The organism is Novosphingobium sp. SG720, assembly GCF_012275365.1.
Taxonomy (GTDB): domain Bacteria; phylum Pseudomonadota; class Alphaproteobacteria; order Sphingomonadales; family Sphingomonadaceae; genus Novosphingobium; species Novosphingobium rhizosphaerae.
The window spans coordinates 799,104-824,462 of sequence record NZ_JAAZQN010000001.1 but is presented as its reverse complement, the minus strand read 5'-3'; the positions used below and the strand labels follow the sequence as shown (position 1 = coordinate 824,462).

At 66.2% G+C, this 25,359-nt stretch carries 19 protein-coding genes; 14 read left to right on the top strand and 5 right to left on the bottom strand.

Translation table 11 applies throughout. The features are described from left to right. Positions 1–57: 57 nt before the first annotated feature. From dapF to FHW94_RS03765, 3 genes are all read left to right on the top strand, one after another. Entirely contained in the window at positions 58–1,038 is a 981-nt protein-coding gene (dapF, locus tag FHW94_RS03775; protein ID WP_210425449.1) for a diaminopimelate epimerase, read from the top strand. Positions 1,039–1,123: 85 nt separating this feature from the next. Next, positions 1,124–2,743 carry a SulP family inorganic anion transporter gene (locus tag FHW94_RS03770; protein ID WP_168554409.1) on the top strand — a complete coding sequence of 540 codons (1,620 nt, stop codon included), beginning with the start codon at positions 1,124–1,126 and terminating at the stop codon, positions 2,741–2,743. Positions 2,744–2,775: 32 nt separating this feature from the next. Further along, on the top strand, positions 2,776–3,405 hold the full coding sequence (locus tag FHW94_RS03765; RefSeq protein WP_168554408.1) for a ParB-like protein: 630 nt from the start codon (positions 2,776–2,778) through the stop codon (positions 3,403–3,405). A gap of 51 nt (positions 3,406–3,456) precedes the next feature. On the opposite strand, the gene FHW94_RS03760 is transcribed toward FHW94_RS03765, so the two are convergent. The 3 genes from FHW94_RS03760 to FHW94_RS03750 form a co-directional block, all read right to left on the bottom strand. Then, positions 3,457–4,311, bottom strand: coding sequence for an SMP-30/gluconolactonase/LRE family protein (locus FHW94_RS03760; RefSeq protein ID WP_168554407.1), 855 nt, complete (start codon positions 4,309–4,311; stop codon positions 3,457–3,459). 68 nt (positions 4,312–4,379) lie between these two features. Beyond that, positions 4,380–6,176, bottom strand: a complete 1,797-nt coding sequence (locus FHW94_RS03755) for an IlvD/Edd family dehydratase (protein ID WP_168554406.1) — start codon at positions 6,174–6,176, stop codon at positions 4,380–4,382. Between the two features lie 9 nt (positions 6,177–6,185). Continuing rightward, positions 6,186–7,337: an aldose epimerase family protein gene (locus tag FHW94_RS03750; protein ID WP_168554405.1), complete on the bottom strand. Its 1,152-nt coding sequence runs from the start codon at positions 7,335–7,337 to the stop codon at positions 6,186–6,188. 182 nt (positions 7,338–7,519) lie between these two features. On the opposite strand from FHW94_RS03750, the gene FHW94_RS03745 reads away from it, so the two are divergent. Further along, complete coding sequence (locus FHW94_RS03745; protein WP_168554404.1) at positions 7,520–8,815, top strand: sugar MFS transporter; 1,296 nt, start codon at positions 7,520–7,522, stop codon at positions 8,813–8,815. A 139-nt stretch (positions 8,816–8,954) separates the two neighbouring features. Here FHW94_RS03745 and FHW94_RS03740 read toward each other — a convergent pair whose 3' ends face one another. After that, positions 8,955–9,722 (bottom strand): FadR/GntR family transcriptional regulator, encoded by a 768-nt coding sequence (locus tag FHW94_RS03740; RefSeq protein WP_246865983.1) that lies wholly within the window; start codon positions 9,720–9,722, stop codon positions 8,955–8,957. A 140-nt stretch (positions 9,723–9,862) separates the two neighbouring features. Between FHW94_RS03740 and FHW94_RS03735 the strand changes: the two genes are divergently transcribed. From FHW94_RS03735 to FHW94_RS03705, 7 genes are all read left to right on the top strand, one after another. Continuing rightward, on the top strand, positions 9,863–11,389 hold the full coding sequence (locus FHW94_RS03735; RefSeq protein ID WP_168554403.1) for an aldehyde dehydrogenase (NADP(+)): 1,527 nt from the start codon (positions 9,863–9,865) through the stop codon (positions 11,387–11,389). 32 nt (positions 11,390–11,421) lie between these two features. Then, a complete protein-coding gene (gene araD1 / locus FHW94_RS03730) occupies positions 11,422–12,420 on the top strand; it encodes an AraD1 family protein (protein WP_168554402.1) in 999 nt (332 codons plus the stop codon). Positions 12,421–12,424: 4 nt separating this feature from the next. Further along, complete coding sequence (locus FHW94_RS03725) at positions 12,425–13,351, top strand: Gfo/Idh/MocA family oxidoreductase (protein ID WP_168554401.1); 927 nt, start codon at positions 12,425–12,427, stop codon at positions 13,349–13,351. A 32-nt stretch (positions 13,352–13,383) separates the two neighbouring features. Beyond that, complete coding sequence (locus tag FHW94_RS03720) at positions 13,384–14,946, top strand: alpha-L-arabinofuranosidase C-terminal domain-containing protein (protein WP_168554400.1); 1,563 nt, start codon at positions 13,384–13,386, stop codon at positions 14,944–14,946. A 24-nt stretch (positions 14,947–14,970) separates the two neighbouring features. Beyond that, positions 14,971–16,023, top strand: a complete 1,053-nt coding sequence (locus tag FHW94_RS03715; RefSeq protein ID WP_168554399.1) for an arabinan endo-1,5-alpha-L-arabinosidase — start codon at positions 14,971–14,973, stop codon at positions 16,021–16,023. Positions 16,024–16,026: 3 nt separating this feature from the next. Next, complete coding sequence (locus FHW94_RS03710; protein WP_168554398.1) at positions 16,027–17,526, top strand: family 43 glycosylhydrolase; 1,500 nt, start codon at positions 16,027–16,029, stop codon at positions 17,524–17,526. A 180-nt stretch (positions 17,527–17,706) separates the two neighbouring features. Next, positions 17,707–20,526: a TonB-dependent receptor gene (locus tag FHW94_RS03705; protein ID WP_168554397.1), complete on the top strand. Its 2,820-nt coding sequence runs from the start codon at positions 17,707–17,709 to the stop codon at positions 20,524–20,526. Between the two features lie 131 nt (positions 20,527–20,657). Here the strand turns inward: FHW94_RS03705 and FHW94_RS03700 are convergent, their stop codons facing one another. Continuing rightward, positions 20,658–22,904, bottom strand: coding sequence for a TonB-dependent receptor (locus FHW94_RS03700; RefSeq protein ID WP_168554396.1), 2,247 nt, complete (start codon positions 22,902–22,904; stop codon positions 20,658–20,660). A 464-nt stretch (positions 22,905–23,368) separates the two neighbouring features. On the opposite strand from FHW94_RS03700, the gene FHW94_RS03695 reads away from it, so the two are divergent. The 3 genes from FHW94_RS03695 (at position 23,369) to FHW94_RS03685 (ending at position 25,348) form a co-directional block, all read left to right on the top strand. Beyond that, the gene (locus tag FHW94_RS03695) at positions 23,369–24,382 is read left to right on the top strand and encodes a TIM barrel protein (protein ID WP_168554395.1); all 1,014 of its coding nucleotides are present in this window, start codon (positions 23,369–23,371) and stop codon (positions 24,380–24,382) included. Next, complete coding sequence (locus FHW94_RS03690; protein ID WP_168554394.1) at positions 24,382–24,771, top strand: DUF6379 domain-containing protein; 390 nt, start codon at positions 24,382–24,384, stop codon at positions 24,769–24,771. Before FHW94_RS03695 ends, FHW94_RS03690 begins: the two co-directional genes overlap by 1 nt. Before the next feature lie 79 nt (positions 24,772–24,850). Further along, positions 24,851–25,348, top strand: coding sequence for a nuclear transport factor 2 family protein (locus FHW94_RS03685; RefSeq protein ID WP_349237431.1), 498 nt, complete (start codon positions 24,851–24,853; stop codon positions 25,346–25,348). Positions 25,349–25,359 lie beyond the last annotated feature (11 nt).

Below are 25,359 nucleotides of genomic sequence, written 5' to 3'. Positions count from 1 at the left end.
CGGCGGCCACGCGCCGCGTTGGGTCGGCATCATGGAGTGGCCGGATCAGTTCGCCGCGTGCTGGTCGAAACGGTGCGCCTGGACTTTCCCTATTGCCAGGTATCGATGGGCGCGATCGAGCCAAAATCTCGTCGAAGCAAAGAGGTGTTTCCCGGCCCTGGCGAACAGGATATCGCCCAATGCGCCACAGCCCGCAGGATCGCTTTTAGCCGAAGGATGCCCATGGAATTCCACAAGATGCATGCCAACGGCGACGATTTCGTCATCGTTGATGCGCGCGGCAGGTCAATCGCCATGACAAGCCCACTCGCATGCCGTCTTGGAAACCGCCATCGCGGCATTGGATTTAATCAGCTCGCCATGATGTCGGACGGCCAGGACGGGCACGTTGAACTGGCGTTTTGGAATGCCGACGGCACGCCGTTGGATGCCTGCGGCAGTGCAACGCGCGGCGTTGCCCATCTTCTCATGCGCGAGACGGCGCAGAATTGTGTCTTCATCCGAACAAAACGGGGGCTGCTGCGGTGTGAACGCAGGCAACGTGGCACCATCGCCGTCGATATGGGCACACCATCGCTCGATTGGCGCGATGTGCCTTTGGCAAGAGAGGCGGATACGCTCGCCCTGCCCCTGGCGGGCGATCCCACCGCCTGCAGCATGGGCAATCCGCATTGCACGTTCTTCGTCGACGACCTGTCGCGCGTCGATGTGGCAACGGTTGGCCCGGCGATGGAAATGCACCCCCTGTTCCCGCAACGAACAAACGTGCATTTTGTCGAGGTGCTAAGTCGCACCCATATCCGGCTGCGGATTTGGGAACGCGGCGGCGGCATCCCCCTGGGATCGGGCTCTTGCTCGTGTGGCGCAGTTGTCGGCGGTATCCGCCGGGGCCTGTTGGACGAGCGCGTCGTGGTTGTGTGCGACGGCGGACCGGTGGAGGTGGAATGGGACGGCTCGGGTGGCGTTCGCCTCGCCGGCCCGGTTGAACATATCTACAGCGGTGAGATCGACCGCCCAATGCTGGATAGGGCGCTGTGAAATCGCCCTGGCGCCGCGCCGACGAACCACACCCGGCCGGTTCGTGATCGAGGCCAGGCGCAGCGTGAGGTGCGGGAGGGTGACGATGGCTTTCACTGTGCGCAACGCATTGGCAGGGCTGGCCATGGCCGGCCTGATGCTGCCCGAGGCCGTTGCCTATGCCGGGATTGCCGGGCTGGCACCAGGGCGGGCGCTGATTGCTGCCGTGGCGGGCGGCCTTGCCTATGCTCTGGTGGGGCGCAGCCGGTTCGCCGTCGTCTCGCCAACTTCGTCCTCGGCCGCGATCCTGGCGGCCAGCCTGGGCAGCCTGGTGGCGGGGCCAGGCGGTGCTGCTGCAACGGCCGCCAATGCCACCGCGCTCACGCTCTTGGCCGGGGGACTGTTCATCGCCCTGGCAGCGGCACGGCTGGGCAGCCTCGCCGGCTTTATCGCGCGGCCGGTTTTGCGCGGCTTTGCCCTTGGCCTGGCGCTGACGATCATCATCCGCCAACTGCCCGCGATGACCGGCGTGCCTGCCCCGCCCGGCACGGTGGGTGCCGTGGCCTGGGCCGTGCTGGAACAGATGCCGCACTGGCATGTGGCGACGCTCGCCTGCGGATTGGGTGCGCTCGTGCTGCTGTTGCTGCTGCGGTGCTGGCCGGGGGTGCCCGGCGCGCTGATCGTGCTGGTGCTGGGCATTGCCGGGGCCAGCCTGCCCGGTTTTGCCCGGCTGGGGATTGCCCAGGCCGGCCCCACGCCGCTGGTGCTATCGATGCCGGTATTGCCGGCCGATCCCGCGCAGTGGCTGCGCCTGGTGCCGCTGGCCGTGCCGCTGGTGCTGATCCTGTTTGCCGAAAGCTGGGGCACGATCCGCAGCCTGGCGCTGGCACGCGGCGACGCGCTGAACGCCAATCGCGAACTGGCCGCGCTGGGCCTGGCCAACACCGCCGCAGCCCTGGCCCAGGGGATGCCGGTGGGCGCTGGCTTTTCCGCCGGATCGGCCAACGCGGCGAGTGGCGCCACCAGCCGGGCGGCCGGGGTGATGGCGGCGCTGGCCCTGCTTGCCCTGGCGCTGTGGGCCGGGCCGTTGACCGCGCGCCTGCCTCAGCCGGTGCTTGCCGCCGTGGTGATGGCCGCGCTGGCCCATGCCCTGTCGCCCGAGCCCTTGCTGCGCCCGTGGAAGCTGGGCCGCGATCGCTGGACGGCACCAGCAGCCGCGCTGGGCGTGCTGGCGCTGGGCGTGCTCGACGGATTGCTCTTGGCCGTGGGGCTGAGCCTGGCGCAATTGCTCTATCGCCTGGCGCATCCCTCGCTCAGCGAACTGGGCCAGATCAGCCAGGGCCACGATTTCGTCGATCGCGCCGCCCATCCGGAAGCCGCCGCCGTGCCGGGCGTGGCCATCTATCGCCCCAATGCGCCGCTGTTCTTTGCCAATGCCGAAACGGTGCTGGCCCTGGTGGCACGCCGTGCCCAGCGGCCGGGCGCACCGGTCGTGGTGGTGCTCAGCCTGGAGGAAAGCGACGACCTGGACAGCACGGCGGCCGAAGTGATCGGCGAGCTGCACAAGACACTGGCCGCGCGCCAAGGCCGTCTGATCCTGGCGCGCACGCATGATCGCGCGCGGGCGGTGCTGGCGGCAGCCGGTCTCGATGACCTGGCACGCAATGCCACCTTCAGCGTTGCTGATGCAGTGGCTTTGGCGCAGACTGCGCCTGCCGGGCACTGAGTCCATTGGGCAAAGACGGTGGGAAATAGATCATGGGACTGGCGGGACCGATCCAACCGATTCTCAAGACCGTGGCCATTGCCGACTTGCGCCCCACGCAGATGACGATCGGCCTGCGCGAAGTGGAGCGCAAGCGCCGCGACTGGACGCGCCGCCAGGAGGCCAGCGCCGCAGGCGAATTCCTGGGCGCGCACATGATTCCGGCGGTGATCGGCCCGGACGATCAGCTGTGGATGCTCGACCATCACCACCTGGCCCTGGCGCTGCATCTCGAAGGGGTGGAGCAGGTGCTGGTTTCGGTGGTCGCGCGGCTGGCGCATTTGCCGCGCAAGCGCTTCCTGGCGTTCATGGACGCCAACAACTGGCTGCATCCCTATGACGCGCGCGGGCGGCGGCGCGAATGGAAAGCCCTGCCCCACCATGTCGGCAAGCTGGAAGACGATCCGTGGCGATCGCTGGCAAGCGATGTGCGGCGGGCCGGTGGATATGCCAAGACCACGCGGCCCTATGCCGAATTCCTGTGGGCCGATTTCCTGCGCGACCATATCGGCCCGCGCAAGCTGGCCAACAAGTTCGACGAGGCGCTGCGGGTGGGAATAGAACTGGCCCGCAGCCGCGCGGCGCGGCACCTGCCCGGCTATGCCGGGGTGGAAAGCGATTGACCGGATTGAGAGGGGCTGCAGCCCCTCCACCATCGGCATGGTGGGGCAAATCTAGGCGTATGTACCCGGTGCGCAGCCGGCGACGCCAGCATCCACTTCGAACAGGGCGCCGTCGAATTCGTTTGCATCATCCAGCCCGACGCGCGCGCTGGTCACGAACATGCGATCGAGCCTTTCACCGGCAAAGGCGATATTGGTGATCCGGCGGGCAGGCAGGCTGATCGTGCGATCGAGCCGGCCATCGGGGGCAAAGCGGCTGATCCGCCCGCCATCCCAGTGCGCCTGCCACAGGAACCCTTGTGCGTCGCACGTCATCCCGTCGGGATAGCCGTCGGCTTCCTCGAAGCGCACGAAAACGTCGCGCTGCCCCACGCCGTCGGCCGTGAGCGGGAAGCGATAGATCACGCGCCGCGCGCTGTCGGCGTGATAGAGCCACTGGCCGCAAGGCGAAAACGCCGGGCCATTGGGCACGCCATAGCCGGTGTCGATCGTCTGGAACGTGCCATCGGGAGCGAGGCGATAGAGCGTGCCGCTGTCCTGCGCTTCGGCCATGTCCATCGTGCCGCACCAGATCGCGCCATGGGCATCAGCCTTGCCATCGTTCATGCGGTTGCCTGGCAAGTGCGGCTCGGGATCGCTGCGTTCGGCAATGTGCAGCGGATCCAGCGTGATGCGCGCAACGCCGCTGCGAAAGCCGCCGACCAGGCCGCCCGCGCGGCTTGCGGCCACCCAGCCCAGAGGTTCCGGCATGGCCCAGCGGTGGATCGCCCCGCTGGCCAGATCCAGCCGGTTGAGCGCCGGGGCAAGAATATCGGTCCAGTAGAGTGCGCCGTCGCGCGGGCACCACAGCGTGCCCTCGCCCAGGGTATCGGCCACGTCGCGTTCGATCTTGCGCCAGGGTGCCATCGCGGCCGTCGTCCTTTCGCTTCGTTCAGGGGGAAGCGCGGGGCAAGGCCCACGCTTCCCATCATCGCTCAATGGTTGTCGCGCGGCAGCCCACGGGTCTGGGCAATGCGCTGGTACTTTTCCGCGCCTTCCAGGATGGCACCGGTGTTCATCTGGCCCACCAGCGCGCGCTGGATTTCCTGCCACGGCGTCTGGCTGGCCGGATAGGGATAGCCGCCCTTGGCCACCAGCGCAGCGCGGCGCGCTTCCAGCACATCGTCGGCAACCAGCACGTTCACCGTGCCGGCGTTGAGATCGATGCGCACCCGGTCCCCGGTTTCGAGCAGCGCCAGGCCGCCCATCGCCGCCGCTTCCGGGCTGGCATTGAGGATCGAGGGGCTGCCGCTGGTGCCCGATTGGCGCCCATCGCCGATGCACGGCAGCGCGCTGACGCCTTCGGTGATGAGGTAGGCCGGCGGGCGCATGTTGACCACTTCGGCTGCGCCCGGATAGCCGATCGGCCCGGCGCCGCGCATGAACAGCAAGGTTTCGGGCGTGATCCCCACCGCCGGATCGTCGATGCGGTGATGATAGTCTTCCGGCCCGTCGAACACCACGCAGGGGCCTTCGAACGCGTCGGGATCGGCCGGGTTCGACAGATAGCGCGCGCGGAATTCCTCGCTGATCACGCTGGTCTTCATGATCGCGGCGTCGAACAGGTTGCCCTTGAGCACCAGGAAGCCGGCTTCTTCGACCAGTGGCTGGGCGAACGGGCGGATCACGCGCTCGTCCTCGATTTCCACGCCACGGCAGTTTTCGCCCATGGTGCGGCCGTTGACGGTCATCGCCTGCTCACGGATCAGGCCTTGGTCGATCAACTGGCCGACCACGGCCGGCACGCCGCCGGCGCGATAGTAATCCTCGCCCAGGTATTCGCCCGCTGGCTGCAGGTTGACCAGCAAGGGCACCTTGTGGCCCAGGCGCTGCCAGTCGTCGAGCGGCAGGTCCACGCCCACGTGGCGGGCAATCGCGGCCAGGTGGATCGGCGCGTTGGTCGATCCGCCGATCGCGGAATTGACCACGATGGCGTTGTGGAACGCATCGAGCGTGAGGATGTCGGAAGGCTTGAGGTCTTCGCGCACCATGTCGACGATGCGCTTGCCGGTGTGATAGGCGCATTCCTGGCGATCGCGATAGGGCGCGGGAATCGCGGCCGAACCGGGCAGCATCATGCCCAGCGCTTCGGCCAGGCTGTTCATCGTGGTGGCCGTGCCCATGGTGTTGCAATAGCCGGTGGATGGCGCCGAAGACGCGACCAGCTTGATGAACCCTTCGGCATCGAGTTCGCCGGCGGCCATCAACTGGCGGCCTTTCCACACGATGGTGCCCGAACCGGTGCGCTCGCCCTTGTGCCAGCCGTTGAGCATGGGGCCGACCGAGAGGGCAATCGCGGGGATATTGACCGTGGCCGCCGCCATCAGCAGCGCGGGGGTGGTCTTGTCACACCCGGTGGTCAGCACCACGCCATCGATCGGATAGCCATAGAGCGCTTCGACCAGGCCGAGATAGGCGAGGTTGCGATCGAGCCCGGCAGTGGGCCGCTTGCCGGTTTCCTGGATCGGATGGACCGGAAATTCCAGGACGATGCCGCCTGCCTCGCGCACGCCTTCGCGGATACGCTCGGCCAGCACCAGGTGGTGGCGGTTGCACGGGGAAAGGTCGCTGCCGGTCTGCGCGATGCCGATGATCGGCTTGCCGCTGCGCAACTCTTCCAGGCTGATCCCGAAATTGAGATACCGCTCCAGATAGAGCGAGGTCATGTCGATATTGTCGGGGTTATCAAACCAGGCGCGGCTGCGCAGCTTGGGGGTCTGGTGGTCGGTCATGTCTGCCTGTCAGCGCGAGGTGGAAACGCGATAGATCATGACATGCCGATAGGGCTTGTCGGGATCGACGCGCGCGGAAACGAACGACGGGTGATTGGGCGCATCGGGGAACTTCTGCGGTTCCAGCGCGATGCCATCACCCATGCGATAGAGGTGGCCCTGCTTGCCGACCAGCGTGCCATCGAGGAAATTGCCGGCATAGAACTGCACGCCGGGCTCGGTGGTCAAGACTTCGAGCACGCGGCCCGAGGCAGGGTCTTCCAGGCGCGCGGCCAGTTCGGGCTGGGCGGTCACGCCCTTGTCGAGGGCAAAGTTGTGGTCATAGCCGCGCCCATAGACGATCTGCTGGTCGCGCCCATCGCGCAGGCCATCGGCCACGCGGCGCCCTTGCGTGAAATCGAACACCGTGCCGGCCACCGGGCGCAGTTCGCCGGTGGGGATAAGACCGGCATCGACCGGGGTATAGGCCTTGGCCGGAATGGTCAGCACATGGTCCATCGCCCCTTGCGACGCGCCTTCGCCGGCCAGGTTGAAAATGGCGTGGTTGGTCATGTTGATGATCGTGGGCTTGTCGGTGGCCGCTTCGAACGCGATGGTCAGGTTGCCCGCCTCGTCCAGCGAATAGGTGACCGTGGCCTTGACCGTGCCGGGATAGCCGGCATCGCCATCGGGGCTGACATGGCTGAGCACGACGCTCGCCACCGGCCCGGATTTGACCGAGACAACCTGCCAGACCTGCTTGTCGAAGCCCTTGCCGCCGCCGTGCAGGCTGTTGATCTTGTTGTCGTTGAGCGGGAGTTGATAGGTCTTGCCATCAAGCGCGAACTTGCCGCCGGCAATGCGGTTGGCATAGCGGCCGACAGTGACGCCGAAATAGTTGGGATGATCGACATAGCCGGCCAGATCGTCGTAGCCGAGCAGCACGTCGGCCGGCTTGCCCTGGCGATCGGGCGCGACCAGCGCCTGGAGCGTGGCGCCATAGCTCAGGATGCGGGCCGAAACGCCATTGGCGGCCTTGAGCGTGACCGCGACAACCTTCTGCCCATCGGCCAGCGTGCCGGCGGCCTCCTGGCTCGCCTGCGCGGCGTGGGCACCCGAAAAGGGCGCAAGCGCGAGAAGCGCGGCAAGGGAAGCGGCCTTCGTGTTCATCCTGTTCTCCATGATCGACCCGTTCTGCCCTGGGGAGCCACGTGAAAACACGTGTGCAGCCATTGACGCGGCCGTGGCATCGCATATAGTCCGACAAATAGAAAGAGTGCAAGCCGGTTCGCGTGGCGCCTGTCCACTGGCATACGCCCGTTCATTGTTCTCTTCTTGCACAAACCTTGGAAGAGAGGATGGACATGCCCCCTGTTGCTTCATCGGCCGCGCTATCCGCGACCCCTGGCGAAGACTTGCCTGCGGGCGCCAGCTATGGTCGCGCACTGGCGCTGCTGGCCACACTGTTCTTCATGTGGGGCTTCATCACCGTCATCAACAACACGCTGCTACCGCATCTGCGCGCCGTGTTCGATCTGAACTATACCCAGACAACACTGATCGAATCCGTGTGGTTCATCGCCTATTTCGTGGCGTCGATCCCTTCGGCCAAGCTGATCGAGAAGATCGGGTACAAGCTGTCGATGGTCACCGGGCTGCTGATCATGGCGGCGGGCGCGCTGGGCATGATGGTGGCGGCATCGATCCCGTCCTACGGCGTTACGCTGGTCATGCTGTTCGTGATCGCCAGCGGCATCACGCTGCTGCAGGTGGCGGCCAATCCCTATGTCGCGGTGGTCGGCCCGGCGGAAACCGCTTCGTCGCGGCTCACCCTCGTGCAGGCGCTCAATTCGGCCGGAACGATGCTGGCGCCGCTGTTCGGCGCCTATCTCATCCTTGGCAGGTCCAAGAGCGGGACAGCCGTGGCCGGCACCGTGCTGACGCCGGCGGAACGCCTGGCCGACGCGCATTCGGTGATCCTGCCCTATGGCTTGGTCGCGGTGGTGCTGGTAGTGCTGGCGGTGGTGATCGCACGCTATCCCCTGCCCGCCATGGGCAGCGCCACCAGCCGCATGGCGAGCGAGGAACGCAAGCATCACTCGCTGTGGTCGCACCGCAACCTGGTGTTCGGCATTCCGGCAATCTTCATCTACCTGATCGCCGAAATCGGCGTGGCCAACCTCTTCGTCAATTTCGTCAGCCAGGGTGACATCGCCAACCTCACGCACGAGGAAGCCGGGCGTTACCTCACGTTCCTGTGGGGCGGAATGATGGTGGGCCGCTTTGCCGGCGGCGCGATCATGCAGAAGGTGCGCGCCGAAACCGTACTGGCGCTAGCCGCCGTGGGGGCCTTCGTGGTGATGATGATCACCGTGCTGACTCATGGCCCGGTGGCGATGTGGGCGCTGATCCTGGTGGGCCTGTTCCACTCGATCATGTTCCCCACGATCTTCACGCTGGGGATCAAGGGCCTGGGCCCGCTGACCGAGGAAGCCTCGGGCCTGCTGATCATGGCCATTGCCGGCGGCGCGCTGGTGGTGGTGCAGGGCAAGCTGGCCGATGCCTTTGGCCTGCAGACCTCGTTCCTGCTGACCGCGGCTTGCGAGCTTTACATCGTGTTCTATGCGCTGTGGGGCGCGAAGACCAAGACAGCGGACTGATTGCTTCCTCCCCACTCGTGGGGAGGGGAACCAGCCGCAGGCTGGCGGAGGGGATTGTGAGCCTTGAGCGCCGCTGCAGGCGGCCAATCCCCTCCGCCACGCTTCGCGCGGACCCCCTCCCCGCGCCGGGGAGGGACAATCAGCCTTGCACTGCCGCTTCGATCGCGCTGGCGGTGTCTTCGAGCGCGAGTTGCACCAGCACGCCCATCGCCTGGGCGGCGGCATCGCCATCGCCATCGGCAATCGCGTCATAGACCCGCGCGTGATCGGGGATGGGATTGCGCGGCAGTTCGCGGGCGCGTTGCTTGAACTGCGTGGTCCAGTGCACGGCCGCGCCGATGCTGGCCGACAGCACCAGCAGCGCCGCATTGTGGCTGGCGCGCAGGATGGCATCGTGGAAATCGCGATCGGCGGCGCGGCCGGCATCGTTGGTCAGGGTGTGGCGACGCATGGCGGCAAGGGCATCGCGCATGGCCTTGAGATCGGCCTTGTCGCGGCGCTGTGCGGCCAGGCGCGCGGCGGCCGGCTCGACCACGGCGCGCAATTCGAACAAGTCGCGCACGAATTGCAGGTCGGGCTCGCCGGCAAAGGCCCAGGCCAGCACTTCGGGATCGAGCAGGTTCCAGCGCTCGCGCGGCAGCACGCGCGTGCCCGCCTTGGGGCGGCTCGCCACCAGGCCCTTGGCCGTCAGGACCTGGATCGCCTCGCGATAGGCGCTACGCGAAACCTTGAGTTCCTCGGCAAAGGCGACTTCACCCGAAAGGATGTCACCGGGCTGGTATTGGCCAGACAAGATCGCCGTGCCCAACTTGTGCGCAATGGCACCATGCAGCCGCCGTCCGGGGCCGCGCCCAAGCCCCCGCAGAGCCTCTTCACGATCGGCCGGGGCAGCGCTGCCGTCTGCCAAATTGCCGGGAATATGCCGTTCCGTCACTGTTTGTGCCGCCTCCTGGCCAATGTGGTTAGCAGGGAGCGCGCAAGGGCGAAATGACTATTATTGCGTTTGCCGCCAAGCCGGAATATGTCGGAGTAAATATGGAGAATCCGATGACCGAATTCCGCTCGATCGACGCCCGCACCGGGCTGCCCCACGGCCCCGCCCTGGCCGTGCACGGATTGGAAGACGTGGCGCGGCTTTGTGCCGCGGCCGAAGCGGCGTTCGACAGCTATCGCGCCACCGGGCGCGAGGAGCGCGCCTTGTTCCTGGAAGCCATCGCCCAGGAAATCCTGGACATCGGCGATCCGCTGATCGAGGCGGCGATGCGCGAAAGCGGCCTGCCGCGCGCACGCCTGGAAGGTGAACGCGGCCGCACCGTGGGCCAGTTGCGCATGTTTGCCGGCGTCGTGCGCGCGGGCGGCTGGCAGCAGTTGCGCATCGATCCCGCATTGCCCGATCGCCAGCCTCTGCCCCGCCCCGATATCCGCCTGCGCATGATCCCGCTGGGCCCGGTGGCGGTGTTCGGCGCCTCGAATTTCCCGCTGGCGTTTTCCACGGCCGGGGGTGACACCGCCTCGGCCCTCGCGGCCGGCTGCCCGGTGGTGGTCAAGGGCCACCCCGCCCATCCCGAAACCGGGGCGCTGGTGGCCGCGGCAATTGCCCGCGCGGTGGCAGCCCGTGGCCTGCCCGAAGGCGTGTTCGGCCACCTGGTCGGCCCCGGCAACGATCTGGGCGCCGCGCTGGTGGCCGATCCGCGCATCGCAGCGGTGGGCTTTACCGGCTCGCGCGGCGGTGGTCTCGCACTCGCCCGCATCGCCCAGGCGCGCGACGTGCCGATCCCGGTCTATGCCGAAATGTCGAGCATCAATCCCGTGCTGCTGCTGCCCGAGGCGCTTGCCGCGCGTGGTGCGGCCCTGGGCCAGGCCTTCGTCGGCTCGCTCACCATGGGCGCCGGGCAGTTCTGCACCAATCCCGGCCTGGTGCTGGCAATCGACAGCAACGGGCTCGACGCGTTCCTGGCGGCCGCGCGCGAAGGCGTGGGCGCAGCCGCGCCGCAGACCATGCTGACCACCGGCATCCACGCCGCCTATGAAGCGGGGGTCAAGGCCCTGGCCACCGCGCCCGGCGTGGAAACCGTGGCAACCGGCCCGGCGGGCGAAGGGCCCTGCGGCAACGCCGCGCTGTTCGTCACCACCGCGCAGGCCTTCCTGGCCGACAAGGCACTGGGCCACGAAGTGTTCGGCGCCAGTTCCATCGTGGTGAAATGCGCCGATGAAGCCGAACTGGCCAGCCTGCTCAAGGGCCTGGAAGGCCAGCTGACCGCCACGCTGCACATGGACGCGGCCGACGAGCCGCTCGCCGCCCGGCTGCTGCCGATCCTGGAGCGCAAGGCTGGCCGCATCCTGGCCAATGGCTGGCCCACCGGGGTGGAAGTGTGCCACGCCATGGTCCACGGCGGGCCGTTCCCGGCCACGTCAGACCCGCGCACCACGTCGGTCGGCAGCCTGGCGATCGATCGCTTCCTCCGTCCGGTCAGCTACCAGAACCTGAGCGCGGCAGTGCTGCCGGCAGAATTGACCGACGCTGCGCGCGGCGATGGCGCGCCGCGCCTGATCGACGGCACGCTCACGCTCTGATCCCTTCCCTTTTCGCAGAAAGCATCCGATCCATGGCAACCCGCCTTCTTCAACACCGCAGCGCCGATGGCGTGCGCCGCGTGATCCTGGCCACCGACGACACCGCCGTGTTCCTGGAACAGCCCGCCACAGTGCGCGAACTGGCGCAGGCCGCCATCGCCGCCGGGCAGAGCCTGGCCGAAGCTGCCGCAGCCCGCGCCAGCAGCCAGAGCGTGGACATCGCGGCCGAGCTTGCCGCCGGCACCCTGCTGCCCGCGATCGACCACAGCGACACGGCGCGCGTCTGGCTGACCGGCACGGGCCTGACCCATCTTGGTTCGGCCGAAGGGCGCGACAAGATGCACCGCGATGCCGCCCAGGCGGAAAAGCAGACCGATTCCATGCGCATGTTCCTGGAAGGGCTGGAAGGCGGCAAGCCCGCGCCGGGCGCCGAAGGGCAGCAACCGGAATGGTTCTACAAGGGGGATGGCACGCAGCTCGTCGGCCCCGGCCAGCCGCTGACCATGCCCGCCTTTGCCAAGGATGGCGGGGAGGAGCCGGAACTGGCGGGCATCTACCTGATCGGCGAGGACGGCACGCCCTGGCGCCTGGGCCTGGCCCTGGCCAACGAGTTTTCCGACCACGTGACTGAGCGCCACAACTACCTGTGGCTGGCCCATTCCAAGCTGCGCCAGGCAGCCCTTGGCGCCGAACTGCTGCTGGGCACCCCGCCGGCCGACGTGCGCGGCACCAGCCGCGTGCTGCGCGACGACGCCACGCTGTGGGAAAAGCCGTTCCTTTCGGGCGAGGACAACATGTCGCACAGCCTGGCCAACCTGGAGCATCACCACTTCAAGTATGGCCTGTTCCGCCGCCCAGGCGACATCCACGTGCACTTCTTCGGCACGGCCACGCTGTCGTTCAGCGACGGGATCGCAACGCGCGAAGGCGATGCCTTTGAAATCAGCGCCGCGCCCTTTGCCCTGCCGCTGCACAATCCGCTGGCCCGCGCCGCGGCCGGCCCGGTGCCCTTTGCGATAAAGGCGCTCTAAGCCGATGGACCCGATCCGCATTGCCGTGGTGGGCATGGGCAAGATCGCCCGTGACCAGCACCTGCCGGCCATTGCCGGAAACCCGGCGTTCAGCCTGGCCGCCACGGTCAGCCCGCGCGATTCCGGCGTGGAGGGCATCTCGCACCATCGCAGCCTGGACGATCTCCTGGCGCAAGGGCCGGCGGTCGATGCCGTGGCGCTCTGCACCCCGCCCCAGGTGCGCTATGACCTGGCGGCGCAAGCCCTGGCCAAGGGCGTGCACGTGTTCCTGGAAAAGCCGCCGGGCGCGACGCTGGCGGAAGTCCATACCCTGGCCAACCAGGCTGATCGCGTGGGCGCAACGCTGTTCGCCTCGTGGCATTCGCGCTTTGCCGCCGGGGTTGCCCCGGCGCGCGCGTGGCTGGCGGAGCGGCGCATCGACAGCGTGAAAGTAATCTGGCGCGAAGACGTGCGCGTGTGGCACCCCGGCCAGGCCTGGATCTGGCAGCCAGGCGGGCTGGGCGTTTTCGATCCGGGCATCAACGCCCTTTCGATCATCACCCATATCCTGCCGCGCCCGTTCTTCCTGTCCGAAGCGACGCTGGAAATTCCCGAAAACCGCGCCGCGCCGATCGCTGCAGACCTGCATTTCCGCGATACGGCCGGGGCGGCCATCCACATGGACCTGGATTGGCGGCAGACCGGCCCGCAAAGCTGGGACATCGTGGTGGAAACCGACGCCGGCACGCTGCGCCTGGCCCAGGGCGGCGCCGTGCTGACCTTGCCGAGCGAGACGCTGCACAACGAGGACCACGAATACCCTGGCCTCTATGCCCGCTTTGCCACCCTGATCCGCAGCGGCCGTAGCGATGTCGACCTGGCGCCGCTGACCTTGGTGGCTGACGCATTCTTGCGCGGCAAACGGCTGGTGACAGACGCTTTCTTCGACTGACCCACCCCTTTTTGGGAGAGGACAAGAACACGATGATCAAGACAATTCGCCACACCGCTGCCGCTGCACTGCTGGCAGCGAGCGCCCTTGCTGTGCCCGCGCTGGCCGATACCGCCGGCCAGCCGACCACCGCGACGCTCCACGCCGACAAGCCGGGGCCGACGTATGACGCGCGGATCTTTACCCAGTTTGCCGAACATCTGGGCAACGGCATCTATGGCGGCCTGTGGGTGGGCAACGACAAGTCGATCCCCAACACCAACGGTTTCCGCAACGACGTGATCGGCGCGCTGCGCGAACTGAAAGTGCCGGTGATCCGTTGGCCGGGCGGTTGCTTTGCCGATGAATATCATTGGCGCGAAGGCATCGGCCCGCAGGCCAAGCGCCCGGTCAAGATCAACACCAACTGGGGCGGCGTGACCGAACCCAACGCCGTAGGCACGCACGAATATTTCGAGTTGCTGCGCCAAGTGGGTTCGCAAGCCTATATCTCGGGCAACGTGGGCAATGGCACGGCGCGCGAAATGGCCGAATGGGTGGAATACATCACGTCACCGGCCGGTAGCCTGGCCGAAGAACGCGCCCGCAACGGGCACAAGGGCGCCTGGGCACTGCCCCTGTTCGGCATCGGCAACGAGCTGTGGGGTTGCGGCGGCAGCATGCGCCCCGAATATGCCGCCGACGAGACCCGCCGCTTTGCCACGTTCATCAAGGCGCCAGCGGGCACCCGCGTGCTCAAGATCGCCTCGGGCCCGAACGTGGACGACTACAACTGGACCGAAACGGTCATGCGCCTGGCTGGCGACCAAATCGACGGGCTGTCGCTGCACTATTACACCGTGCCCGGCGGCTGGCCGCCGCGCGCCACGGCCACCGGCTTTGACGAGCACGGCTGGGCCGAGACGCTGGCCGGTGCGCGCCGTATGGACGAACTGGTCACGCGGCACAGCGCGATCATGGACAAGTATGACCCGCAAAAGCGCGTGTTCCTGGCGGTGGACGAATGGGGCACCTGGTACGCCCAGGAACCGGGCAGCCACCCGGGCTTCCTGTTGCAGCAGAATTCGTTGCGTGATGCGCTGGTTGCCTCCACCACGCTGGATATCTTTGCCCGCCATGCCGATCGCGTGCGGCTTTCGGCGATTGCCCAGATGGTCAACGTGCTGCAGGCGATGATCCTGACCGAAGGCAAGAAGATGGTGCTCACGCCCACCTATCATGTCTTCATGATGTATCGGCCGTGGCAGGATGCCACGGTGCTGCCGATCGACATTGCCAGCCCATGGTATGCCAAGGACGAATTCACCATGCCGGCCGTCAGCGGCTCGGCCGTGCGCGACAAGGCCGGCGTGGTCCACGTCGCCTTGTCGAACCGCGATCCGGGCCAAGCCAACACGGTGACGGTCAAGCTGGACGGCGTGACCGCCAGCAGCGCCGCCGGGCAGGTGGTGACCGCCGCCACCATGGACGCGCACAACACCTTTGACACACCCGATGCGGTCAAGCCCGCGCCGTTCACCGGCGCGACCATCCAGGGCGGCACGCTCACCGTCACGTTGCCGGCCAAGTCGGTCGTGGTGCTCGACCTGCGCTGAGCGCGGGCAAGAGGAGAGGATTGCATGAACGCGAAAACCCTGTTGGCGGCAGCCGCCGCCCTGGCCCTTCCCGCCCAGATGCTCGCCGCGCCGGCCGTGGCGCAGCAAGTGGGCGAAAAGGCTGCCGGAACGCTCAACAGCCAGTTGACCGGCGACCTTGTTCCCACCCACGATCCGGTGATCATCCGCGAAGGCGATACCTATCACGTCTATGGCACCGGCGTGCCGGGTGACGATGGACACTATATCCTCTCGCGCACGTCCACCGATCTCAGGCACTGGACGGCCACCGGCCCGCTGTTCACGGCCATTCCCGAATGGGCCAAGCAGGCGGTGCCGGGCACGCGCGAGATGTGGGCGCCCGACATCTCGTTCGTGAACGGGGAATACCGGCTGTATTATGCGGTCTCGACGTTCGGATCGAACCGTTCGGCTATCGGGCTGTTCACCGGCAAGACGCTCGATCCCAAGGCCAAGGACTATGGCTGGAAAGACCAGGGCCTGGTCGTGATGTCGACCCAGGCGGATGATTTCAACGCCATCGATCCCAATTTCGTGATCGATGCGCAGGGGCGGCACTGGCTGGCGCTGGGCAGCTTCTGGACCGGGATCAAGCTGTTCCCGCTCGATCCCAAGACCGGCAAGCCGGCGCCCGGCACCCTGCCCTACAGCATTGCCCGCCGCCCCGCCCCGGCCGGCGCACCCGGCCCGATCGAGGCGCCGTTCATCCTCCAGCACGGCGGGTATTACTTCCTGCTCGCCAGCTACGACTATTGCTGCAAGGGCACGCAAAGCACGTATTACACCGTGGTCGGCCGCGCCAAGCAGATCACCGGACCCTATCTGGGCAAGGACGGCAGCGACATGATGCAGGGCGGCGGCACCGTGTTCCTGCGCGCCGACCTTCAAGAGCAGCAGCGCTTCCGCGGCCCTGGCCATGCCGGCGCGTTCACCGACAAGGACGGGCAGACCTACGTGGTCTATCACGCCTATGACAAGGCCAACAACGGCGCATCCACCATGCGCCTGGCGCCAGTGCGCTGGGATGCCGATGGCTGGCCCGTGGCGGATTATTGAGCCATGGGCCGCACCCCCGTGTTGAGCCGCCGCGCCTTTGCCCTGGGCGCGGCCGGCCTTTCGATGGCCAGCCCGATGGCGGCGCGCGCAGCGATAAGGGGCATCGGGCGTGGCACCGGGCGGGGTAACGCCAGCGCCCTGCCTGCGCCACGCAACCCGCTGGTGCGCCAGCGCGCCGACGCCCAGGTGTTCCGCCACGGCGATGGCCACTATTACATGATGGGATCGGTGCCGGAATACGATCGGCTGGCCATTCGCCGCGCGCCGACGCTGGCAGGACTGGCCGATCCGTCCAGCGAGCACGTGGTGTGGCGCCGGCCCGCGAACGGCAAGCTGGGCGGCTATATCTGGGCGCCCGAACTGCATTGGTTCGATGGCGCCTGGCATATCTATTTCGCCGCCGGTGACAGCGACGATCCGTTCCACATCCGCACTTATGTGCTCACCAGCCGCGATGCCGATCCGCTGACGGGAACCTGGCATCTGCTGGGCCAGTTCAAGGGGCCGTGGGACAGCTTCACGCTCGATTCCACGCTCTTCGTGCACAAGGGCGTGCGCTATGTCTGCTGGGCGCAGCGCGAACCGGGGATCGAGACCAACTCCAATCTCTATCTCGCGCCCCTGGCCGATGCACTGACGCCGGGCCGTGCGCCGGTGCGGCTGTCGGTGCCCATGCTCGATTGGGAAATTCCTGGCTTCAAGGTGAACGAGGCGCCGGCGGTGCTGGCCCGCAACGGGCGCCTGTTCCTCACGTATTCGGCGGCGGCCACCGATACGCGCTATTGCCTGGGCATGTTGACGGCCGACACCGATGCCGACCTGATGGATCCGCGCGCCTGGGCCAAGAGCCAGCACCCGGTGTTCACCTCGTGCCCGCAAACCAGCGTCTATGGGCCAGGGCACAACAGCTTCACCGTGGACGAGCACGGCCACGACATGCTGGTCTACCACGGCCGCGACTATGCCGCGATCACGGGCGATCCGCTGTTCGATCCCAACCGCCACACCCGCGTGCAGCGCCTTTACTACCACGCCGATGGCACGCCCGATTTCGGCGTGCCTGTGGGCAACGGCGCCCTGCCCGATCGGCTGGTGCCGGCCGGCGCGCCGGGCCGCTTCCTGTTGCACGGCGATGGCGGCGTGGCGGTGGACACCGCGCCCCTTGCGCAAACCCAGTTCCGCCAGGTGCCCCTGCCCGCGCTGCTCAACGAACTGGCGCCGGGCACGGCACCCCTGCCCGGCCAGGCCGGCGCGGTATGCCTCATGCCGATCCTGCGCCCCCACGCCGCATTGGCCGTGGCACGCGACGGCAGCGCCACGCTGGTAGAGCTGGCGCCGGGCCAGGCAGTTCCTCCCACCGCGCTGTTTCACGCAGTGGCACTGCCGCAGGGCAAGTGGCGCTTCGACTCGCTGGCCGTGCCGGGCCAGGCCCTTGCGGCGCAAGGGCAGGCATTGCGCCTGGCGCCGCGCCATGCGCGCATCTGCCTGTGGACGCTCAACTGATTTGTCAGACCAGAATATCGCCAAGGTCGCGGCCGGTTTGCGCCGTCGCCTTGGCGCTTGCGCCTATTCTGAATGTTGCCACGGCTGACAAAATATCTCTTGCCATGAATTAGTCGGAGTAATAAATACTCCGACTAAATCGGGCGAGGCAACCAGCCCGCCCACCAGGGAGGGTGTTTCATGGCAATCAGAACATTTGTATGCGCGTCCGCTTCGGTGCTGGCCCTCACCTTGGGCAGCGTTGCGCACGCGCAAGACGCCGCCCCCGCCGCAGCACCGACCACGCCCAGCGATGCACAGGCGGACAGCGATGTCGCCGGTGCCATCGTGGTCAGCGGCGTGCGTGCCTCGATCGTGGGTGCGGTCAACGTGCGCAAGCAGGCCACGCAGATCATCGATTCCATCGTCGCCGAAGACGTGGGCAAGCTGCCCGACAACAACGTGATCGAAGCCCTGCAGCGCGTGACCGGCATCCAGGTGACCGACCGCGCCAGCGGCGAAGCCGGCACCGTGACCATCCGCGGCCTGGCCGATCCGCTCACCACGCTCAACGGCCGCAACATCTTCACCGCTGCAGGCCAATCGTTCGCGCTCCAGGATATTTCGGCCAACCTCATCCGCCAGGTCGATGTCTACAAGACCCGCTCGGCCGACCAGATCGAGACGGGCCTGGCTGGCCAGATCGACGTGAAGACGCGGCGCCCGTTCGATTTCAAGGGCTTCACCATCTCGGGCCTGGTGCGCGGGATCTATGACGAGCAAGCCAACAGCTATAACCCCAACGTGGCGCTGCTGGTGTCGGATCGCTGGGAAACCGGGATCGGCGACGTGGGCATCCTGGTCAACGGCAGCTGGAGCCGCAGCAAGTACCGCACCATGTCGGTCACTGCCGGCGCGCTGGTGCCCTTTGCCACCGAAACGCCGCCCGCCGGCTCGGGCCTATCGCCGCTCGAACGCATTTTCCCGGGCGACGACAACGTGAACTGGACGCCGGGCCTCAATGCCGGCCTGCCAACGGCGCCCGGCTCCACGCTCAATATCAACGGCGTGGCCACGCCCTATTACCTGAGCCGCGACGCGGTGTTCAGCTCCGACCTCTATGGCAAGCGGGAGCGGCCCTCGGCCAATATCGCGCTGCAGTGGTCGCCCAACCCCAGCTCGACCTATACCGCCGAAGCGTTCTACGCCGGCTTCCGGGGCGAGACGTTCAACAGCCTGATGTTCAGCTTCGTCGATTGGTGGGGCAATCCCGGGCCGGTCTCGCTCTATGACGGCACCAACATCGTCAAGTCGCGCACGGTGGACGATGTCTATGGCTTCAACAGCGCCGATTTCACCACCAACCGCACCGACAGCTATGTCTATGCGTTGAACGGCAAGTGGGACCTGGGCAATCGCGGGGGCATCGTTGCCGATGTCGCCTATCAGACCAGCACCAATGAAACCACGTTCATCGCCATGCGCACCGATCGCGTGGCCAAGCAGATCACGGCCGATTTCAATGCCGGCGGCGGCGTCGCGTCCTATCACTTCAACGACGATGCGCTGCTGACCGACCCCACGCAATGGAACGTCGCGCAGCTTTACGACAATGCCGGCAAGACCAGCGGCAATGCGATCACGCTGACGCTTGACGGGCATTACACCTGGGACAGCGGCTTCCTGCGCCAGATCAAAGCGGGGATGCGCTACGACGATCGCAAGGCCTCCAGCTACAGCCGCACCGCCAGCGCCAACGGCCTGGGCCGGAACCTGTCCACCCTGCCCAGCGAAGCGCTGTTTACCAACAGCAACTTCTTCGATGGCCGCGCCAGCGTGCCGACCAGCTGGACTCTGCCCAGCGGCTGGTGGCTGAACGACAACGCCGATACCGTGCGCGGTCTCTATGGCATGCCCACGTCGGACAAGCTCTCGCTCGACCATGTGTTCGACATCGACGAGCGCACCATGGCGGCCTATGTCCAGGCCGACGGCCAGATCGACTTGTTCGGCCGGCCGCTGCGCCTGGAAGCGGGCGTGCGCTTTGTCACGGTGGACACGGACACGGTGTTCATGGCCACGTTCGGCGCCAACAAGGGCCTGCCGGTGCGTGGTTCGGTGGGGGCGGAACGCTTCCTGCCCTCGTTCACCGCGCGCTTTGACGTGACCGACAAGCTGCGCCTGCGCTTCAACTATGGCGAAACGCTGCGCCGCCCGAACTTTTCCGACCTCAACCCCAACCCCACCCTCACCGGCGATCTCACCAACGTGGGCTATGGCAGCGGCGTTGCCGGCAATGCGGCCCTGCGCCCGACCCATTCGCGCAATTTCGACGCGGCGGTCGAATGGTACTTCGACCGCGACAGCGCGATCTACGTCACCGGTTTCCGCCGCGAAATCGATGGCCTTGTCGTGCCGCTTTCGGCGCTGGAATACATTCCCAACAACGGCATCACCGCCGGCGCAACCGACCATTTCGTGATCAGCCGCCCGGTCAATGCCTCGGACGGCGTGCTCAAGGGCGTGGAAGTGGGCCTGACCTGGTTCCCGCATTTCCTGCCGGGCCCGCTCAACGGCCTGGGCCTGACCGGCAGCGCCACCGTGCTCGATTCCAAGCAGAACATTCCCGAAAGCGACGCGGCCGGCAATATCACGCAAACGCAGTCGCAGTTCTTCAACGTCTCGAAGTTCTCGTACAATGCCACGCTGGCTTACGACAAGGGTCCGATCTCGGCCCGCCTGTCGTACATCTGGCGCCAGGCCTTCCTGCACAACAACGAAGCGCGGCTGTTCGCCAACCCCATCGGTGTGTGGTTCCGCCCGGAAAAGAGCCTGGATTTCCAGCTGACACTCAACGTCAACAACCGCATCGGCATCACGTTCGATGCCGTCAACCTGACCAGCGAGATGCAGCAAAACTATTACAAGTACGGCAACGCCGGGAACCAGGACCAGTTCAACCTGGGCTCCACCTTGCGCCCGCGCACGTTTGCCCTGGGCGCGCGCTTCAAGTTCGATTGATCCCTCCGGCGGCGCCGTTCCTCCCGGCGTCGCCAACTCTCTCACGCTGGCGTGGGGCCGCTGTCCCGGCCCCATGCCGCACTCCAAGGCCAGTCCGGCTTGCCCCGGACTGGCCTTTTCGTGTCAGCCGATCAGATCTTGAAGCCAAAGCGCACGCCATAGGTGCGCGGCGGCTGGAACTGATAGGTGTTGGTGCGCGAGTTGAAGTTCTGCACGCCGTTGGCCAGCACCACCTTGTCGCCCACGTTGCGCACGAAGGCCTGGATGTTCCAGGCGCCGCCGTCGGGCGCATATTGCAGCGAAAGGTTGCCCGTGACGTAGGGACGCGACTGGGTGTCGTAGGTGTTGAACACCGAATAGTAGAACGACGAGCTGTACTTGGCATCCGCGCGCGGGGTCAGCGTGCCTCCAAAGGCCGGGATCGCATATTCGATGCCGCCCGATGCGGAAAGCTTGGGCGCGTTGGGCAGCTGGTTGCCACCGATGTTCTGCGCCGTGCCGCCACCATCGTTGACGGTGATGTTGTCGCCAAAGCGGGTGTGCAGCCAGGCCGCGTTGAAATCGATCCGCCCACCTGCGCCGAACAGGGCCACAGCCTGCAATTCGGCGCCATAGATCTTGGCCGAACCGACGTTGAACGTCCCGGCCGCGCCGTTGAGCGAGTCGGCGGTCTGCGAGGCCTGGTAGCCGCGATAGTTGAAGTAGAACGCGGCCGCGTTGAGTTGCAGGCGGTTGCCCATGAAGCGGTTCTTGGTGCCCACTTCGAACGCGTCGAGCGTTTCGGGGCCATAGGGGATCGATGCGGCCGAACCGTTGGAGTTGAACCCGCCCGACTTGTAGCCGCGATCGTACTTGGCATAGACCAGCGAGTTGGTGGCCGGGGTGTAGTCCAGGCCCACATGCCAGGTCGGCTGCGACTTGGTCATGCGGCCCGCGCCATCGGTGTACCCGGTGGTGAAGGGGAACACGAAGCCCCATTCGGGGAACGCCAGCGCCGGATAGTTGAGCGCCGCGCCGCCCGTGCGCACCTTTTCGTCGCGGGTATAGCGGCCGCCCACCGTCAGCTTCCACTGGTCGTTCAGCTTGTAGGCCACCTGGCCGAACACAGCGTCGGACTTGGTCTTGACGTGGTAGTTGAAGTGGATGCCGTACGTGTTCGAGAAATCGAGGAACGAGAGCGGGCCGCCGGTTGCATAGTCACCGGTCATCGCCAGGTTGTAGATGCCCGAATCGATCGTGTTGGTTTCCTGGAAGTGGAACAGGCCAACCTGGAAGAACAACGGATTGTTCTGCCCGTTCGACAGACGCACTTCGTGGTTCCACGTCGTGGGCGATTCGTTCTGCAGGAAGTTGCGGATCGCCGGATAGGCCGGGCCCGTCGCATCAAGCTTGTGGTTCCAGGTCTGCTTGTCCCAGCCACCGGCGTAGGTCAGCGACAGGTCGCCCAGGATATCGGACACGGTGCCTTCCCAGCGCACCCGGTCACCCTTCACGCGGTTGGACGTGGCGGCCTGGTTGGGGAAGCTCTTGGCATCGCCAAAGCTGGGCCGCGTGCCGAGCGGCGCAGAGACCAGCGCCACGTCACCCACGTTGTTGATATCGTCATGCTGGTAGGAAGCCCAGAGCTTGACGTTGGTGGTGGGCTTCCACTGCACCTGCACGCGGCCCGACGAGGTGTTTTCATCGTCGCCGTCGATGTTGATGCCGGTGAGGTGGCGATAGCCGTCATGCTGGCGATGGATGCCCGAGAAGCGCACGGCCAGGGTATCGGTCAGCGGCACGTTGCCACCCGCTTCCACGTTGAGCGCGCGGTAGTTGCCCACTTCGAACGAACCATAGGCGCCGGCCGTGTCGCTGGGCCGGTTGGTGATCAGCGAGATCAGGCCGCCGGTGGAATTGCGCCCGTTGAGCGTGCCTTGCGGGCCCTTGAGCACTTCGACGCGGGCGATGTCGTACATCGACGTGCCGATGGAGAACGAGCGGTTGGTGTAGAACCCGTCGCGGGCGATCGGCACCGAAGGATCGCCAATTTCGGTCACGTCGGTCGATGCGATGCCTCGCACGGCCACATAGGCCGCGCCGGTGCTGCTGGTGACGTTGACGCTGGGGTCCATGGTGGCCAGCGACTGGACGTTGCTGATGCCCTTCTGCGCCAGATCGGCGCCGGTGTAGACGGTCAGCGCAACGGCAGTCTTCTGGGCAGAACTTTCCGCGCGGTTGGCGGTCACCACGATTTCGGCAAGGCCACCCGCATTGGGTTCGGCCTGCGCGCCCTGCGCAGCGGCGGGCTGCGGCGTGGCGCCGTCCTGGGCATGGGCAACGGTGGCGATGGTGGGCATGCTCGCGCCGATCAACAGCGCCGCGATGAAGCGGTTCATCCGATTTTCCTCCCCAATCGTTGCAGCGAGAACACGACTCGCTGCTTTTGAATCAAAATGCTCATTCTGATTATCGCGGCGAACCGGGCTGGTCAAGCCTATTTGGAATGCTCACTACAAACTGACACTTGCGCCCAGGCCGAGGGGCCTTTGCCGCCTGCCTAACGCGGCCGCTTGACAGCGCCGCGCCTTGCGGCAATACCGCAAGCAATACGAACTATAATTCTATTTTTAGCAAGCCATCCGCAGCAGGATATTCAGCCTGCCGCGCTTGGGGGGGAGAGCCATGATCGCAGCCATCGCCACATCGGGCGCACCAAGGGCCGGCAGCCGCGCTGCGGGCCCTGCGCGCGTGAGCGTCGGCGCTTTCATGGCGCCGCGGGCCTTGCCGCACTTCCCATTCCTTTCGCATCCCCGGCGTGCACCCCGCGCCGGCCGCCTCTCCTGACGGAGCCATGAAAGCCATGTCAAAAATCCAGCGGGGCGTAAGCCTCTATTCCTTCCAGGAAGAGCTCTTCCTGGGCCGCATGTCGGTTGAAGACTGCGTTGTCTTTGCCAGTTCGATCGGGGCCAACGGCATCGAGATTCTGCCTGAGCAGAACATGCCCGAATTCCCCAACGTGACCGACGCCGATGTGGCGCGCTGGCAGGACATGCTTGCCCGGCACGGCGCACATTTCACCTGCTATGACATGTTCCTCGACACCAAGCTGCGCAAGGACAGCCTGCTGAGCGATGACGAGCAGGTGGACAGCATCGTGCGCGATATCAAGCTGGCCAGCCGGCTGGGCATTCGCAACATGCGCGTGCTGGTCTTCGTGCGCCCCGATATCCTGGCCCGCTGCGTGCCCTTTGCCGAACAGTACGACGTGCACCTGGGCGTGGAAGTCCACGCGCCCTGGCACCTCGAACATGCCTGGATCCTGCGGACGATCGAAGAGGCCGATCGCCTGGGCACGCGCCATCTCGGCATCCTGCCCGACATGGGCATCTTCATGAAGCACTACCCGCCCGCCTTCCGCGCGCGGTTCGAACGCCAGGGCGCCCGGCCCGAAGTGGCGCAGTTCATCGTCGACCAGCACGAAGCCAAGATCATGTGCGAATACACGATCTATGAAGTGGCGGTGAAGATGGGCGGCAACAAGGCCGAAGTGGCCATGGCCGAAACCCTGCGCCATGCGCCGTTCGCCAATCCCAAGCGAATTGGCGACTATGCCCCCTATTTCCGCCACATCCAGGCCAAGTTCTATGAAATGAACGAGGACTGCACCGATCCTGCCATCGCCTATGACGAAGTGATTCCCGAACTGGTCAAGTGCGGTTGGGAAGGCACGCTTTCGAGCGAATACGAAGGCAATCGCTGGATCCAGGACGTGCACGAAGTGGACAGCCGCGAGCAGGTGCGGCGCCAGCATGTGATGTTCGAACGGCTGATCAGCCAGGCCGAAGCCAAGTATGGCGCCAAGGAGACCGTGTGATGTTCGACAAGTACCTGATCGACCCGGCCACCGTGCGCAACACCGGCCCGGCAGATGCACCCACCGGCTTCGCCTTTGAAGCCAAGCTGGGTTATTACCGTGGCCTGACCCTTTCGATGATCGAAGAACTCGCCGTCACGCTCGACGGGACCGAACTGCCGCGCGATGCCGTGCAGTTCGATGAAGGCGCGGGGCCGATCGCGCTCGATGCCATGGAAACCGCTTATGACCGGCGCTGGGCGTTCGGCACGCCGGCCACGATCCTGGTCAGCCACCCCGGCGGACTGGGCACGGGCGAGCACAAGCTGGGCCTGCGCCAGAAGCTGCGTGTTTCGTACCTGCCCTTCCCCGCGTTCAACACCGACGAAAAGACCGTCAGCGCCGCCTGACCATGCGCGCGCCGGGGCCTGCGGCACCCCGGCGCGCCGGCATTGCCCGAACGACGAGACCGCGAACGGGAGAGCAAGCGTGAGCCATATTCTCAAGCCGGCGCTGGCCTTGGCGCTTGCGGTGTCTGGTGGCGCCGGGCCGATCGTCGCTTGGGGGCGGCCCGCGCCCAACCCGCACCACGACAGCGGCCAGCACGCGCGCGAAACCGCGCGCAACCGCGCCATCATCACCGATTTCGCCCACCGATTCTACACCCTGCGCCAGGTGCGATCGGCGTTCGAAACTTATGTCGCGCCCGATTACATCCAGCACAATCCCGGCCTTGCCGACGGACGAGATGCAGCGATCACCATGCTGGCCCCGATGTTTGCCGATCGCGGCCACAGCTTTGCCATTCGGCACATTGTGGTGGACGGCGATCTGGCCGCGGTGCACATTTTCGTCAAACCAGATCCGGCAGCACGCGGCGCGGCCGTGGCCGATTTCTATTGCCTCAAAGACGGCAAGATCGTGGAGCATTGGGACGTGATACAGCCGATTCCCGAGCAGTCCGCCAACACGCACCCGATGTTCTGACCCGATCGAAA